This window comes from Acetobacteraceae bacterium (assembly GCA_039613835.1).
Classification (GTDB): Bacteria; Pseudomonadota; Alphaproteobacteria; order Acetobacterales; family Acetobacteraceae; genus Sorlinia.
Window position 1 is genome coordinate 1,796,473 of record CP154827.1, and the last position, 14,054, is coordinate 1,810,526.

Annotated in this window: 13 protein-coding genes; 7 read left to right on the top strand and 6 right to left on the bottom strand. The window is 57.0% G+C overall.

The annotated features are described in order from the left end of the window. Positions 1-36: 36 nt before the first annotated feature. The 4 genes from bfr to AAYR33_09980 all read right to left on the bottom strand — a co-directional run bounded on the left by bfr (position 37) and on the right by AAYR33_09980 (position 4,278). Positions 37-534 carry a bacterioferritin gene (gene bfr, locus AAYR33_09965; GenBank protein XAO71265.1) on the bottom strand — a complete coding sequence of 166 codons (498 nt, stop codon included), beginning with the start codon at positions 532-534 and terminating at the stop codon, positions 37-39. 391 nt (positions 535-925) lie between these two features. After that, positions 926-2,749, bottom strand: coding sequence for a DEAD/DEAH box helicase (locus AAYR33_09970; protein XAO71266.1), 1,824 nt, complete (start codon positions 2,747-2,749; stop codon positions 926-928). Positions 2,750-2,911: 162 nt separating this feature from the next. Then, on the bottom strand, positions 2,912-3,532 hold the full coding sequence (locus AAYR33_09975; protein ID XAO72464.1) for a methyltransferase domain-containing protein: 621 nt from the start codon (positions 3,530-3,532) through the stop codon (positions 2,912-2,914). 122 nt (positions 3,533-3,654) lie between these two features. Continuing rightward, positions 3,655-4,278, bottom strand: a complete 624-nt coding sequence (locus AAYR33_09980) for a hypothetical protein (protein ID XAO71267.1) — start codon at positions 4,276-4,278, stop codon at positions 3,655-3,657. Positions 4,279-4,374: 96 nt separating this feature from the next. On the opposite strand from AAYR33_09980, the gene dapF reads away from it, so the two are divergent. The 6 genes from dapF (at position 4,375) to AAYR33_10010 (ending at position 10,165) form a co-directional block, all read left to right on the top strand. Further along, positions 4,375-5,160, top strand: coding sequence for a diaminopimelate epimerase (gene dapF, locus AAYR33_09985; protein XAO71268.1), 786 nt, complete (start codon positions 4,375-4,377; stop codon positions 5,158-5,160). A 4-nt stretch (positions 5,161-5,164) separates the two neighbouring features. Further along, positions 5,165-6,391 (top strand): MiaB/RimO family radical SAM methylthiotransferase, encoded by a 1,227-nt coding sequence (locus AAYR33_09990; GenBank protein ID XAO72465.1) that lies wholly within the window; start codon positions 5,165-5,167, stop codon positions 6,389-6,391. Beyond that, positions 6,384-7,307, top strand: a complete 924-nt coding sequence (gene ftsY, locus AAYR33_09995) for a signal recognition particle-docking protein FtsY (protein ID XAO71269.1) — start codon at positions 6,384-6,386, stop codon at positions 7,305-7,307. Before AAYR33_09990 ends, ftsY begins: the two co-directional genes overlap by 8 nt. A 175-nt stretch (positions 7,308-7,482) precedes the next feature. Further along, positions 7,483-7,953 carry an adenosylmethionine decarboxylase gene (gene speD / locus AAYR33_10000; protein XAO71270.1) on the top strand — a complete coding sequence of 157 codons (471 nt, stop codon included), beginning with the start codon at positions 7,483-7,485 and terminating at the stop codon, positions 7,951-7,953. 92 nt (positions 7,954-8,045) lie between these two features. Further along, positions 8,046-8,912 (top strand): polyamine aminopropyltransferase, encoded by an 867-nt coding sequence (gene speE, locus AAYR33_10005; GenBank protein ID XAO71271.1) that lies wholly within the window; start codon positions 8,046-8,048, stop codon positions 8,910-8,912. 119 nt (positions 8,913-9,031) lie between these two features. Beyond that, a complete protein-coding gene (locus AAYR33_10010) occupies positions 9,032-10,165 on the top strand; it encodes a type III PLP-dependent enzyme (GenBank protein ID XAO71272.1) in 1,134 nt (377 codons plus the stop codon). Positions 10,166-10,274: 109 nt separating this feature from the next. Here AAYR33_10010 and AAYR33_10015 read toward each other — a convergent pair whose 3' ends face one another. Beyond that, complete coding sequence (locus tag AAYR33_10015) at positions 10,275-11,492, bottom strand: phosphoglycerate kinase (GenBank protein ID XAO71273.1); 1,218 nt, start codon at positions 11,490-11,492, stop codon at positions 10,275-10,277. Positions 11,493-11,506: 14 nt separating this feature from the next. Beyond that, a complete protein-coding gene (gap, locus tag AAYR33_10020) occupies positions 11,507-12,526 on the bottom strand; it encodes a type I glyceraldehyde-3-phosphate dehydrogenase (GenBank protein XAO71274.1) in 1,020 nt (339 codons plus the stop codon). A gap of 127 nt (positions 12,527-12,653) precedes the next feature. Between gap and AAYR33_10025 the strand changes: the two genes are divergently transcribed. Next, positions 12,654-13,193, top strand: a complete 540-nt coding sequence (locus AAYR33_10025) for a hypothetical protein (GenBank protein ID XAO71275.1) — start codon at positions 12,654-12,656, stop codon at positions 13,191-13,193. The last annotated feature ends 861 nt before the right edge of the window (positions 13,194-14,054 follow it).

Below are 14,054 nucleotides of genomic sequence, written 5' to 3' on the forward strand. Positions count from 1 at the left end.
GGCTTACGTGACGCGCAAATAATGTCAACGCGCCTGTCAGACGCTGCCGACATCAGATTCATTCGCAGCGCCGGAATTAAGCTGAATATAGCGCTCAATACCGATCTGCTTGATCAGGTCAAATTGCCGATCCAGATAATCCTCGTGCTCTTCTTCATTTTCAAGAATTTTAAGCAGAAGATCACGTGAGACGAAATCACGGACCCTCTCACAATAAGCGATGCCCTCTGCGAGATCGACAAGCGCCTTCTTTTCCAACTTCAGATCGCATTCCAGAATTTCTCTGACGTCTTGACCAATCAGAATGGTGTTGAGGCGCTGAACGTTCGGTAGACCACCGAGATAGAGAATGCGCTCAATAAGCCAATCAGCATGGTGCATCTCCTCAATCGATTCCTGATATTCCTTCTTGCCAAGCTTTGTCACACCCCAGTGATTAAGCGTGCGGGCATGAAGGAAATACTGATTGATGGCTGTGAGCTCATTCGTCAACTGCGTGTTGAGATGCTCAATGATTTTATCGTCTTTGATCATGTTGCGTCCAATTAAGTTAAAATGAGCCAGAATCGATGCCCGGGGCGAGGCTTCGATAAAATCTTAACGCGCAAACTAAACGCACAACCCAGTCGCGGGCAAGAAAATAATATGTTTGACGATAATAAACGCGTTATTGAGAACGGTTATTATTTTTAAAGACGTGATTACATCTGTATTTCTCTTATCTTGCGCCATTATGAAATTGCAAGACGTTCTCAAATACTGCGTTTTATTAAACTATAATTAATTGAATCCTCTTGGGGCAACAAGCGCCTGGTGCTGTCCTCGCAACGATGTCACGGGCGCGCCTCCCCACCTTGTAGACAAGTTTCCTGAAGACGTCCCGATTCAAGATGGATGAAAGGCGTGGCGCGCCCCGCAGGACACGTCAGTAACGCCGGCGCGTCGACGTTTTGCCGCCAGGATTGGCTTTTGCCTGACGCGGCTTGCCAGGTGACTTCTCGTAAGGTTTTTTCCCCGCAAAAGCGGCGTCGCCTTTTTTGCGGAATCCACCCGAATCATCGCGCCGTTTGCCCTCCGGTCGGGCTGACGACTTTCTGCCACCGCCATGACGCCGGAAATTGCCGCCTGAGGGCGAAGGGGCTTCACCCGGAGTGATGGCGACCTCGTCAGAATCGAGATCTTCGATACACGCGCTGAAACGCTCGGCAGCGTCTGAAGCGATCTCAAAAACCGTGTGGTCGGGGTTAATGCGAATGGCACCGATATCTTTCTTTGTCACCCCGCCGACACGACAAATTAGCGGGATCAGCCATTTCGGGTCGGCCCACTCCTCACGTCCGACAGCGAGGCGGAACCAGCTGCCACCCTCAAGATGGCGATCCCGAGGGTGCCCCTCTCGCGGTGCTCTCTCCCTATTGCCGGGGGGCGGGACGCTGACGGGGCGGATGTTCTCGGATTTCGGCAGGCGCTCACGATAGAGGCGGCTGAGCGCAACGGCCAAGGCGTGGGCGTCATGGGTGTTCGCGAGCGTGGTCGCCAGTGCATCCTCGTCCGGGCGCGATGGCGCAAACAGCGTCTCACGCTCCAGCAGGCGACGCGTATCTTCCGCTTTGATGGCATCCGCTGTGGGCACGGCCTCCCAGCTTGCATCGGCGATCTTGGCCATCGTCAAAAGACGCTCGGCCCGGCGGCGCTGATTATGCGGCACCAGAATGACGCTTGTCCCTTTCCGCCCCGCGCGCCCTGTGCGGCCGGACCGGTGCAGGAGGGTCGCGGGTTCTGACGGGATGCTCGCATTAATGACGAGGCTCAAAGTGGGGACGTCAATGCCGCGCGCGGCGACATCGGTCGCGACGCAGACGCGTGCCACGCCGGAGCGCAGGGCTTCCATCGCGCGGCTGCGCTCATTATGACCCATCTCGCCGGAAATGGCGACGGAGGCAAAACCTTTCTCCGTCAATGCGGCCTGTACCTGCGCCACCATCGCGCGTGTATGGCAGAAGAGAAGCGCCGAAGGGCTCTCATAAAAGCGGAGGATATTAATGACGGAGCGCTTAATATCATTTGGCGCGGTCAGGATGCAGCGATAAGTGATGTCCGCATGTTGCTTGCGCGCGGAGACAGTGTCGATACGCTCAGCATTATTCTGGTAGCGCCGCGCAAGAGAGGCGATTTCCCGCGCGATGGTCGCGGAGAACAGCAGCATGCGCTTCTGGTCGGGGGTTGCGTCCAGAAGCTGTTCCAACTCCTCCCGAAAACCCAGGTCAAGCATTTCATCCGCTTCATCGAGAACAACCGCGCGCAGCTGGGTGAGGTCGAGGTTACCGCGTGACAGATGGTCACATAAGCGCCCGGGCGTGCCGACGACGATATGTGCGCCCTGACGTAGTGACTGGGCTTCACGCCGCGCATCCGTGCCGCCGATTGTGCTGGCGATGCGTGCACCTGTCTCAGCATAAAGCCATTGCAGCTCATTCTGCACCTGCACGGCCAGCTCACGCGTCGGTGCGATGACCAGCGCCAGAGGGGCCTGCGCCGGCGGCAGGCGCTGCGCGTCACCGGGCAACAATGTTGGCGCGATGGCCAGCCCGAAAGCCACCGTCTTACCGGAACCTGTCTGGGCAGAAACAAGCAGATCCCGATCGGCGAGTTCCGACTTAAGCACAGCTTCCTGCACGGCCGTGGGGGTCGTATAGCCTCGGGCGGACAGGGCGCGGTTAAGGGGGGCAGCAGTATCGGGGAATGGCATTTAAATCTGGTTCACTTATACGGAAGTGGCGACCAAGCGCCTGATGTCATGCATGGATGACGAAATATTTTTCAGGTCCATAAAGAGTTTGTCGGTCAAAAGCCAGCAATAAACGAGAGAAACGCGCGCGTTTCCAAGACAGCATCCGTGCGGCTGGTCATTTTAATGGCTTGGACCGACTTTCAACCATCGCGCTGTTTTGCGCCCGATGACGGCGTGCACCGTATCCTGCCACGCATTGAGGTCTTCCGGCGGGGTCACGTCGCCTGTATCCAGGTCCGTCAGACCGGTGCGCGTCATGAAAATGGTGACAAGGCGGACGCGGTCCTCCGCCTCCAGCGCCTGCCACAAGGCGAAGGCCTTGCGCGAATAAAACCGATCCGAGAAGGACACGACAAGTGCCCCACCCGGGCGCAGCACACGCTCAGCCTGCGAGATGACATGTTGAGGGTGCGTCAGGTAAGGCAGCCCATCGCAGAGAAGGACGGCGTCAAAATGCGCGTCCGGGAAGGGAAGCGGAGCCTCATTATTCAAGTCAAATACCACGCGAGAAGCTAATCGCGCTTTGCCTTGCATGAGATTTTCGCTCACATCCAGTCCCGTTACATAGGGGAAGGCGATATCATCCGGCAGGGCTGTCTGCGGCCCGGCCATGAGGTCAAGAATTTCCGCCTCAGGTGAGAGGGTTGCGCGATATAAAGCGGCGACGGCCAGGCGTCCCCCCCTGATCCATCGAAAAATCCTTGTCGCATGTCTCGAAATAGGTCGCATCATCGCGATCATCGACACGCTGAAAGGCTTTTTCGTGGAAACCGCTCGACTCTTCTGACATCGCTAACACCCTTATGACGCGATGCCCGTTTTATTCAGAATACGGGTCGGGTCAATGCGGGCGGCTCGAAGCGCTAGAGCGCGGCGTCATTCCAGGCAATGGTGTCTTCCTGCACAGGGGCCATTGGGTTGCGCTCCGCGCGGCGGCGGCCTTCCTTCAGTAAAGGCTCAAGATGCGCGCTGACAGCATAGAAAGGCGCCCGATCCACCGGCGGCATGAGAATGACCGTGCGCACGCCTGCTGTGACATAATCAAAAATACGTTCAGCAATATCGATTGGCGTGCCGACAAGTGCGGTTGCGGCAATCTGGGATGACAGCCCCTCCGCCACCAGATAATCGACTTCCTGCCATGCGGCGCCGGGGTCCGGATTCATGATGATGTCAAGCGCAACTGCGACAGGCATCCCATCCGCACGGATCTGGGACCGGAGGCAATGAGTCTGCAAAACTTGGCCGGGCTTGCGCGCGTCATGGCGTGAGATTTCCTTAATCTCGTCACCGCTCTGGACGTAAAGGGTCAGGTGCCGGGCGAATCGTCGCATCCAGTTCAATCGATTGGCATCGACGACGACATGCGTGCCCGGCGGCGGAATGCGCACCGGCTTGATGAGGGCATCCGTTTTATAGCCGAGTCCCGACCATACCAATGGGACACCACTGTCCGGCGTGGTCTCGGCTCGTTGACGTTTGGGCATTATCCTGTTCCTGATTGATCCCGAAGCAGATTATCGGGACTTCAGCGGCTCTCAAATCAGATGCAACCGCTTTACAAAACCGGTATAAGGTCACAAATGGGCATTCGGTTTCACAAAATGCACGGACTCGGTAACGATTTTATCATAATTGACACGCGTCACCAGCCTCTGCGTCTCTCAACAAAACTTGTCACGCAATTATGTGACCGTCACTTCGGAATTGGTTGCGACCAACTTGTTCTGCTGGATGCGGCGTCGCGCAAAGATGCCACGATTCGCGTTCGGTTTTTCAATCCGGATGGGTCGGAGGTCGGGGCCTGTGGCAATGCTTCACGGTGCGTCGCCACGCTTTTAGGGGGGAAGGCCGTGCTGGAGACGGCGGCCGGTCTTCTCTCCTGTGACGTAGGTGATGTCGGACAGATCACGGTCGATATGGGGCCGCCTCGCCTCGATTGGGCGGAGATCCCGCTGGCGCACGCCTGTGGCACGACGTCATTGCCGATCAAGGGCGCGCCGGCAGCATGTTCCATGGGCAACCCGCACGCGACATTTTTTGACGGGGTGGCGGCGGCCGCGACAGCTGGCCCCATTTTTGAATGTGATCCCATTTTTCCGCAACGCGCCAATATAGGATTTGCTGAAATCGAGGCCCGCGACAAAATGCGCCTCCGTGTCTGGGAGCGGGGCGCGGGGCTGACCCTGGCTTGTGGTTCCGGCGCGTGTGCGGCGGTCGTAAATGGTGTCCGGCGTGGGCTGATTGACCGAGCATGCCGCGTCATACTGGATGGCGGCATGCTCGACATTATGTATCGGGATGATGATCGCGTTTTGATGACCGGTCCGGCCTCTCATGTTTTTGAAGGGGAATTCCCCCTTGTCTGACGCAATGGCGCCGACAGGCGGTAATGATCCTTCACAGATCATCACATTTGGCTGTCGACTCAATCTGCATGAGAGTGAGGAGATGGCCAGGCTCGGTGCCGGCCAAGGCAAAATGATCGTCGTCAATAGCTGTGCGGTGACGACAAGCGCGGAGAGACAGGCGCGGCAGGCCATCCGCAAAATACACCATGCCCACCCCGATGCCGATATTATCGTCACCGGATGCGCGTCGGAAATCGCGCCGGACGCTTATCGTGCACTCCCCGGTGTGACGCGCATCGTCCCGAACCGCGATAAATTGCAGGCGGCCCAATGGGCTTCGGCTCCTGTCAAAAACGATTTTCCCGAGGTGCCTGGCCAGCATATCCGCGCCTTTCTTCAGGTTCAGCAAGGTTGTGACCATCAATGCACCTTCTGTATCATTCCGCATGGGCGTGGGGCGTCACGCTCCTTCCCAGTGGAGGAGGTGATTGTGAAAGCCCGGTCTCTCATCGCCGCGGGTCATCAGGAACTCGTTGTGACGGGTGTCGACATCGCGTCCTGGGGCGTCGATCTCTTGGGACGGCCCGCTCTCGGCACGTTGTGTCGCGCCGTCCTGCGTGAGGTGCCGGAGCTTCGGCGCCTGCGCCTTTCATCTGTTGACCCGGCTGCCTTCGATGATGATCTATGGACGCTGATAGCTGAAGAGCCGCGCCTGCTGCCGCATCTGCACCTTTCCCTTGAGGCCGCCAGCAACCTTGTCCTAAAGCGTATGAAGCGTCGTCACAGCCGGGAAGACGCCCTTCATCTCGTCAAACGCGCGCGGGACTTGCGGCCGGACATGGCGTTCGGCGCGGACCTGATTGCAGGTTTCCCGACGGAAACGGCGGCGCAGGCGCAGGAAACTTACGATTTCGTCGCGGAATGTGAGATCGCCTATATTCACGCCTTTCCTTACAGTGAGCGCCCGGGCACGCCCGCCGCGCGTATGCCGCCTGTGCCGCACCCGCAACGCACTGCGCGCGCCGCCCGATTGCGTGAACGCGGTGAGGCAAACCGGCGCGCTTACTGGACACGTCTGATCGGGCAGGAAACAGAAATCCTGATGGAGAAAGACGGAATAGGGCGTTCCCCGCATTTCGCGCCCGTCAAAATCGTCTCTCAACAGGCGCAGCGCGGGGAGATCATCACCGTCCGGCTTGTCGCCCTTGACAATGAGGCCATCGTGGCGGAGATCGAGGCACATGGCTAGTTTCTTCTCCCGCCTCAAACGGGGCCTTAACCGCTCCTCCCAGAAAATCAACGCGGCACTGACCCATCGGACTTTGGACGATGCTGCTTTAAACGCGCTTGAAGATGCGCTGATCGGCGCGGATCTCGGCCCCGCCGTCGCGGCGCGCGTGATACAGGATTTTCGTCGGACGCGCTTCGGTAAAGACGTTTCAACTGAAGAAATTCACCGTGTTCTGTCGCAGGAGATCGCGCGCGTGCTGGCGCCCGTTGCCAAGCCCTTCACGCCGGACGTGGCGCATAAGCCGCATGTCGTCCTCGTCGTTGGGGTGAATGGCGTGGGCAAAACGACCACAATCGGCAAAATGGCCCAATGGTTCGCCCAGAAAAATCTTACTTCCATGCTTGTGGCGGGCGATACATTCCGCGCCGCGGCGACGGAGCAATTGGAGATCTGGGGGCAACGTGTCGGGGCGCGGGTAATTTCCGGGAAACAGGGCGGGGATGCGGCCGGCCTGGCTTTTGACGGGATTCAGAAGGCGCGGGAAGATGGGTGTGACCTGGTTTTTATCGACACAGCGGGGCGTCTTCATAATAAAGGCGCGCTGATGGATGAACTGACGAAAATCATCCGCGTCATGCGTAAGATCGACGAAACAGCACCGCATTCCGTCCTGCTCGTGCTGGATGCGACGACAGGTCAAAACGCGCTGGAGCAGGTGAGGGTCTTCAAAGAGCTTGTCAATGTGTCCGGTCTTGTCGTCACGAAGCTGGATGGCTCCGCCCGCGGGGGTGTTGTGATTGCGCTTGCTGAAAATTTTGGCCTGCCGGTGCATTTTGTCGGTGTAGGTGAGCAGGCTGATGACCTCCAACCCTTCTCAGCGCTGCAATTTGCGGAGGGTCTGGTCGCGGGTCAGATTAAGGATGACGCCGATTAAGGCACCGGGCTGAGCGGGCCTGGGTGACGATAAAAATCAGTTTTTATTGAGAAAATCCGGCAACAATTAAATAAAAAACTTGTTTGTTAAGAGCGAAGGCGCTAAGGGGCGGCTTCTTGGCACAAGCGGGGGGCGATTTGCCCAACGCAGCCGTCTACTGGTTTGGGGGTACGTGATGAACGCACTTGCTCAAATGGGGATGGTATCGGACTTTCCGAGAGATAACCAAAAAGCGCTGACATCGACAGAATCTGGCATCGTCCAGAAAGACTATTTTATTGAAAGAGATGGCGAGCAATTTGCCGGGCACCATCTTCTCGTGGATTTTTGGGGTGCCAAAAATCTTGATGATCCGGAACTCATTGAAAAATCTCTTCGCGATGCGGCTGAAGCCGCAGGCGCCACCATCCTGCACGGCCATTTTCACCATTTCACGCCGAATGGCGGGGTGTCGGGCGTGCTTGTCCTGGCTGAGAGTCACATCTCGATCCATACATGGCCGGAGCGAAGTTTTGCAGCGGTGGATGTGTTTATGTGCGGGGCCTGTGACCCGCTTAAGACGCTTCCCGTGATGCAATCCTGCTTTAAGGCGGATCGGATCAATGACTCGTTTTTAAGGCGGGGCCGCATTCAATCAGGCGTCTGACCGCCTGAATTTTCCACGTCTTTATTTTGAAATAAGTGCCGGTGTGACTGCCGGTGCGCATATCCTTGTGTCGCAAGGGTTAAGGGTAAGTCATGACTAAAAACTGGATCCACGAGTCACTCTACCCCACATGGTGTCAGAGCTTTAAAATCGAGAAGATGCTCATTGAAAAGAAAAGCTTGTATCAGGACATTAAATTGTTCAAGACGGCTTATCATGGGCGCGTCCTGCTGCTTGATGGTGTCGTGCAGGTCACGGAAAAAGATGAGTTTCCCTATCATGAAATGATCACCCATGTGCCGCTTCTGACCCATGGTGCGGCAAAACGCGTGCTGATTATCGGCGCGGGTGACGGGGGCGTGCTGCGTCACGTCCTCATGCATCGCACGGTTGAAAAAGCGGTGATGGTTGAGATCGATTCTGACGTTATCGACCTCTCCAAACGCTTTATGCCGCAAGTAGGGGGCGCCTCCTGGGACGATCCGCGCGCGGAAGTCATTGTCGGTGACGGCATTGCCTATGTCGCCAAAGCTGAAGATGCGTCTTTCGACGTGATTATTGTGGATTCGACAGATCCGATCGGCGTCGGGGAAGTGCTTTTCACGGACGCGTTCTATCAGGAATGTGCGCGCATTTTGTCGCCCCGCGGCATCATCGTCAATCAGTGCGGCGTACCCTTCATGCAGAGTGAGGAGCTGGAGGTGACGAGCCGCCGCCGTCGGCAATTCTTCCCGCATGTCTCGGCCTATGTTGTTTCCATGCCAACTTATGTCGGGGGCTTCATGGCGTTGGGCTTTGCCAGCAAGGACGCCCATCTGACTTTGCCTGCCACGTCCGAAATCGCCGCGCGCGCGCAGGCTGCTGGGTTGAAAGGCGACTCATTTTACTGGTCACCCTCCGTGCAGAATGCCGCTTTCGCCCTGCCACCCTATATTGGTCGCTGCCTTCCCCAAGGGTGAAAATTTACCCTCATCGCCGCGTTAAGGATCATTCCTGGAGCGTCCGACGTGACGCTGCACGCGCGGTGAGGGTGCTTCATTGATCCGATACTGCTTTTTTAAATTGAGGAGGGCCGATCATGACCCCCAAATTGAAAATGTTTTTCTCGGAAGGTGCCTTGCCAGCACCTTATCTCGCTGTGGACCTCGACCGTGTCGCCAAGCAATATCGGCGAATGGTCAAAGCGATGCCGTGGGCGAAAGTTTTTTACGCGGTCAAAGCCAACCCCGCCGCGCCCATTTTAAAAACGCTGGTGCGTGCCAAAGCGGGTTTCGATGCGGCCTCCATCGAGGAAGTCCGTCAATGCCTGGCGGCTGGATGTGCGCCGTCGGATATTTCCTACGGTAATCCGATCAAAAAATCCGCATCCATCGCAGAGGCCGCGTCCCTTGATATAAGGCTATTCGTTTGCGATAGTGAGGAAGAACTCCAGAAAATCGCGCAACATGCCCCGGGGGCGAAAATTTATACGCGCCTCGGGGTTGATAATGAGGGTGCGGATTGGCCCCTTTCACAGAAATTCGGGGCGTCTGCACCGACTTGTGCTTCTCTGTTATGCAAAGCCCCGGATCTGGGACTTATTCCCTATGGCGTGTCATTTCATGTTGGAGGTCAACAGGGCTCCCTCGCTGCCTACATTGACGCGATCCATCAGGCCGCGCGCATTTTTCAAGACGTTGCGGCGCACGGCATCAAACTGACCATGCTGAACATCGGCGGCGGCTTCCCCGTTCAATATCGCGCCCCGGTGTCGGAAATCGAGCGTTTCGCTTCAGAGATTGATGCGGCTTTGACAGCGGCATGCGGGGCGGAGCGGCCCTTCATCATGTCGGAGCCTGGCCGTTACCTCGTCGCTGAAGCCGGGATCGTGTGCAGTGAAGTGGTGCTGAATGCGCGGCGGGAGCTTCCGGGGCAGGAAGGGGACTGGCTTTATCTCGATATTGGGCGTTTCGGTGGCTTGGCAGAAACGGAGGATGAGGCCATCCGCTACGACATCGTGTCCCTTAGGCAGCAGGCGCCGCAACACCCTTTTGTCCTTGCAGGGCCAACTTGTGATGAGGTGGATATACTTTATCGAAAAAATAAAGTGTCTCTGCCGTCAGATTTAAAAGAAGGCGACCGTGTGGCACTTCTCGCCGCTGGCGCTTATGTTTCGACGTATTCGTCTCAGGGTTTTAACGGCTTCGCACCCCTTTCCGAACATTATATTTGATTGGGGCGCCGCTGTTCCGGCGGCAGAAAGTCGGAGGCGCAATGTAAATCCAAGTCGAAATGCTTCGACGAAAATGGGATAGTGACCCCATTTTCGCTGATCTTGCGCTTTAAAGTGGAATGACGTGCTGCGCGGCGTCCGTCAAAATCGTAATTCCGGGAAGGAGTTTGCCTTCAAGCCACTCCAGAAAAGCGCCGCCTGCCGTTGAAACATACGTCATATCATGCACGACCCCGGCATGGCGGAGCGCTGAGACGGTATCACCGCCCCCGGCGATCGTTTTCAGCTTGCCCGATTTTGTCAATGCGGCGGCTACCTGCGCGACAGCGACCGTTGCCTTATCGAAAGGCGCAATTTCAAACGCGCCAAGAGGGCCATTCCAGACAAGCGTCTTCAAATCCTTCAATTTGGACGTGATGAGGGAGATGGTCTCAGGCCCTGCATCGAGAATCATTTTATCGTCCGGTATTTCGCCAGTTTTACAAACGCTCGATGACGCGTTCTTTTCGAATTTCTCTGCAATGACAACATCGACAGGGAGAACAACCTCGCAGTTATTTTCCCGCGCCTTGGCCAGGATATCGCGCGCCGTTTCGTGCATGTCGGCTTCCTGGAGTGATTTCCCGATGGCGACACCCTGCGCGGCGAGGAATGTATTGGCCATTGCCCCGCCAATAAACAGCACATCGACCTTTTCAAGCAGATTGCCGATCAGATCGAGCTTCGTGGAGATTTTCGCGCCGCCGATCAGAGCGCCAACAGGTCGGTCCGGATTTTCGAGCGCGGTGGAAAGTGCGCTGAGTTCCGCCTCCATCAGGCGACCTGCGAAGGAGGGCAGATGGCGTGCAACACCCTCTGTCGAGGCATGGGCGCGATGTGCGGCCGAGAAGGCGTCATTGACGTAAACATCGCCCAGCTTGGCCAACATGGCGGAAAATTCCGCGTCGTTTGCCTCTTCCCCTTCATGGAAACGGGTATTTTCCAGCAGAAGGACTTCCGTATCCTTCAGCCGGGCGACAGCCTGCTCCACGCCCGGGCCGATACAGTTTGGCACGAAATGCACGTCACGCTTCAGTCGCGCAGAGATGATCTCCGCAATCGGCCCGAGGGACATATGCGGCACGACCTTGCCCTTGGGTCGATCAAAATGGCTCAACACGATGACGCGCGCCCCTTTTCGGGCCAACTCATCAATCGTAGGCAAAAGACGGTCAATGCGCGTCGTGTCCGTGACTTGTCCGTCGCGAACGGGCACGTTGAGGTCAGCGCGCAGAAGCACGCGCTTGCCCTCCGGTGAAAGATGATTCAGCGTACGTAACGTGCTCATTGCTCTACCTTCCCTTACAGGCTCGCGAAAAGTGCAGCTGTGTCCGACATGCGGTTTGAGAAGCCCCACTCATTGTCATACCATGCGCAGACGCGCACCATCTTGCCGCCATCCACCAGTGATGTCTGCGTTGCATCGAAGGTTGAAGAGGCTGGGCTGTGGTTAAAGTCACCACTGACAAGCGGCGCCTCATTATAAGCCAGAATGCCTTTGAGAGGCCCCTCTGCTGCCTTCCGCATCGCGGCATTGATTTCCTGCACCGAAGCTGGCGTGCGTGTCGGCACGATGTCCAGTGATAGGACTGAAACGTTCGGCGTGGGCACACGGATTGATGTGCCATCCAGCCGTCCTTTCAGATGGGGCAGGACGAGGCCGATCGCCTTTGCTGCGCCGGTCGAAGTGGGGATCATGTTCAGTGAGGCCGCGCGCGCGCGACGCGGGTCGCGATGATGCGTATCGACTGTGCGCTGATCACCCGTAAAGGAGTGAATGGTCACCATGTAACCACACGTGATGCCAACCGTCTCATCCAGGATTTTTGCGACCGGCGCGAGGCAGTTTGTCGTGCAGGAAGCGTTGGAAATCACCGTCATATCGGGTGTGAGCATGGCATTATTGACGCCGTAAACGATCGTCGCGTCAACATCCGTCCCGGGGGCAGAGATAATGACCTTACGCGCACCGGCTTTTAAGAGGGCCGAAGCTTTTTCCTTGGAGGTGAAAAGCCCGGTGCACTCCATCGCCACATCCACGCCTTCAAAAGGCACGGCTGTCGGGTCACGCTCAGCCGACACATGGATAGGGTCCCACTGCCGACCATTTGCGGAGATGATCAGCTTGTCGCCCTCCGCCCTTACATCAGCGGGGAGCTGTCCATGGACGCTGTCATAGGCGAGCAGATGGGCATTCTCCGCCACACTACCGAGATCATTGATCGCAATGGGGACGACATCGGTGCGGCCACTTTCAATGATACTACGAAGAACAAGCCGTCCAATACGTCCAAAACCATTTATGGCGATCTTTGTCGCCATGACATCCTCCAGCCGCACAAACTCTATTTTGCCGCCCTAACCTAACATTTTCCCACGCTGTGTTAAGAGGCGGGGCTGTTGAAAAGCATCAAATTGTGAAAAAACCGTTCAGTCTGCAGGTTTCTGCTTGCCGATCTCCGGAAATCACCGCACATTTCTCATGATGGAGAAAAATCTTGCCCCATGGCGGAATTGGCCTATTGAAGCGTCATCCTGCGTCGCATATATTATGCGCGCCGCGCCGGTCACTTGCGGGTTGCTCTTACTCCTGAGCAGTTGCGCGCCTCCCGGGCAACGATGGTTTGACTCCCATGCGGGTCGCCGCCCTGAACCGCCGCGCAAGCCTGTCATCACCCAGCCCGCGCCAGCACCCTTCATCAAATTCTCCGATGATACGCCTGAGGATGATTGGGCGCCGGTCGTTACAAAATCCGTCAAATTTGCCCTGACGCGTAAACCTCAGCTCCTCTTCGTGGTGCAGGCCACTTGTCCGGCACCGGCAGATCTGAAGGGGCAGACTGACCAGTTACGTCAAGCCAGTGACACGACATTGCGATCCTTATTGACGGTGATGCGCGCAGCGGGGGCGGATGCCTCCCAGATCTTGATTTCGGCGCGCGTGCAGCAAAATGTCGCCCATTGCGTTTATCATATCGATCCACAATGAGGCGTTGCGGCCCGTTGGCCTATCTGCCTCGACCCGACCCCGGACGCGCCGCTAACCGCTTCGGGGTAGGCCGTCGCCAAGTCATGAAGGGACCGGATAAAACATGGCGATCAAAAAAGATATTTGGCGCACTGGACTTTGCTTCGCGCCGGTCGATGACATCGTGACGATGGGCGGTTTCTCAGGGTTCGACGTGACCTGGCTTCCCGATATGCCCCGCTCCTACCAATTTCGGGCCGATCCGTTTGGCTTGAGGCTGGGGGATAGTCTGCATCTTTTCAGTGAAGTATTCGATTATCGGGACCGACATGGGCGCATTGAGTGGGCAGCACTTGATGCGAAGGGGCTCGTCATCGAGTCGCGCATTGTCCTCGAAAAGCCCTGGCATTTATCTTACCCGCAGGTCTTTGCGGCAGAGGGTGAGATCTGGATGCTGCCGGAGGCCTTCCAATCCGGGAAACTGACGCTTTACCGCGCCAGGATCTTCCCGGATGAATGGGAGGCAACATGCGATATTGCGCTCGGTGAAGACGTTGCCATCGATGCGACGATGTTGAATTTCCACGGCATGTGGTGGCTGTTTTACACGCCGCTCCACGCGATTCAAAGCGGGGTCAATGCGCTGCATTGCGCCTATGCGAATCGCCTGACAGGGCATTGGACGCGACATGCTGGCAATCCGATCCGGGTTGATCATGCCAGCGCCCGACCGGGCGGCATGGCGGTTGAAATTGATGGCAAGGTGATGCTGCCGGTTCAGGGTTGTGTGGGGGGTTACGGGCGTGGCGTCCGCCCCTTATTATGGTTTGACAGTTTGAGTCCCGCCTCGGTGAACCTCTCCTGCGGGCCGCGCCTTAATCC

Excerpts from the sequence above, each read along its gene's own strand:
- AAYR33_10010 (XAO71272.1), top strand. The coding sequence starts at position 9,032 with ATGACCCCCAAATTGAAAATGTTTTTCTCGGAAGGTGCCTTGCCAGCA.
- AAYR33_09975 (XAO72464.1), bottom strand. The coding sequence starts at position 3,532 with ATGATCGCGATGATGCGACCTATTTCGAGACATGCGACAAGGATTTTT.
- AAYR33_09980 (XAO71267.1), bottom strand. The coding sequence starts at position 4,278 with ATGCCCAAACGTCAACGAGCCGAGACCACGCCGGACAGTGGTGTCCCA.
- bfr (XAO71265.1), bottom strand. The coding sequence starts at position 534 with ATGATCAAAGACGATAAAATCATTGAGCATCTCAACACGCAGTTGACG.
- ftsY (XAO71269.1), top strand. The coding sequence starts at position 6,384 with ATGGCTAGTTTCTTCTCCCGCCTCAAACGGGGCCTTAACCGCTCCTCC.
- gap (XAO71274.1), bottom strand. The coding sequence starts at position 12,526 with ATGGCGACAAAGATCGCCATAAATGGTTTTGGACGTATTGGACGGCTT.
- AAYR33_10015 (XAO71273.1), bottom strand. The coding sequence starts at position 11,492 with ATGAGCACGTTACGTACGCTGAATCATCTTTCACCGGAGGGCAAGCGC.
- AAYR33_09990 (XAO72465.1), top strand. The coding sequence starts at position 5,165 with ATGGCGCCGACAGGCGGTAATGATCCTTCACAGATCATCACATTTGGC.
- speD (XAO71270.1), top strand. The coding sequence starts at position 7,483 with ATGAACGCACTTGCTCAAATGGGGATGGTATCGGACTTTCCGAGAGAT.
- AAYR33_09970 (XAO71266.1), bottom strand. The coding sequence starts at position 2,749 with ATGCCATTCCCCGATACTGCTGCCCCCCTTAACCGCGCCCTGTCCGCC.
- speE (XAO71271.1), top strand. The coding sequence starts at position 8,046 with ATGACTAAAAACTGGATCCACGAGTCACTCTACCCCACATGGTGTCAG.
- dapF (XAO71268.1), top strand. The coding sequence starts at position 4,375 with ATGGGCATTCGGTTTCACAAAATGCACGGACTCGGTAACGATTTTATC.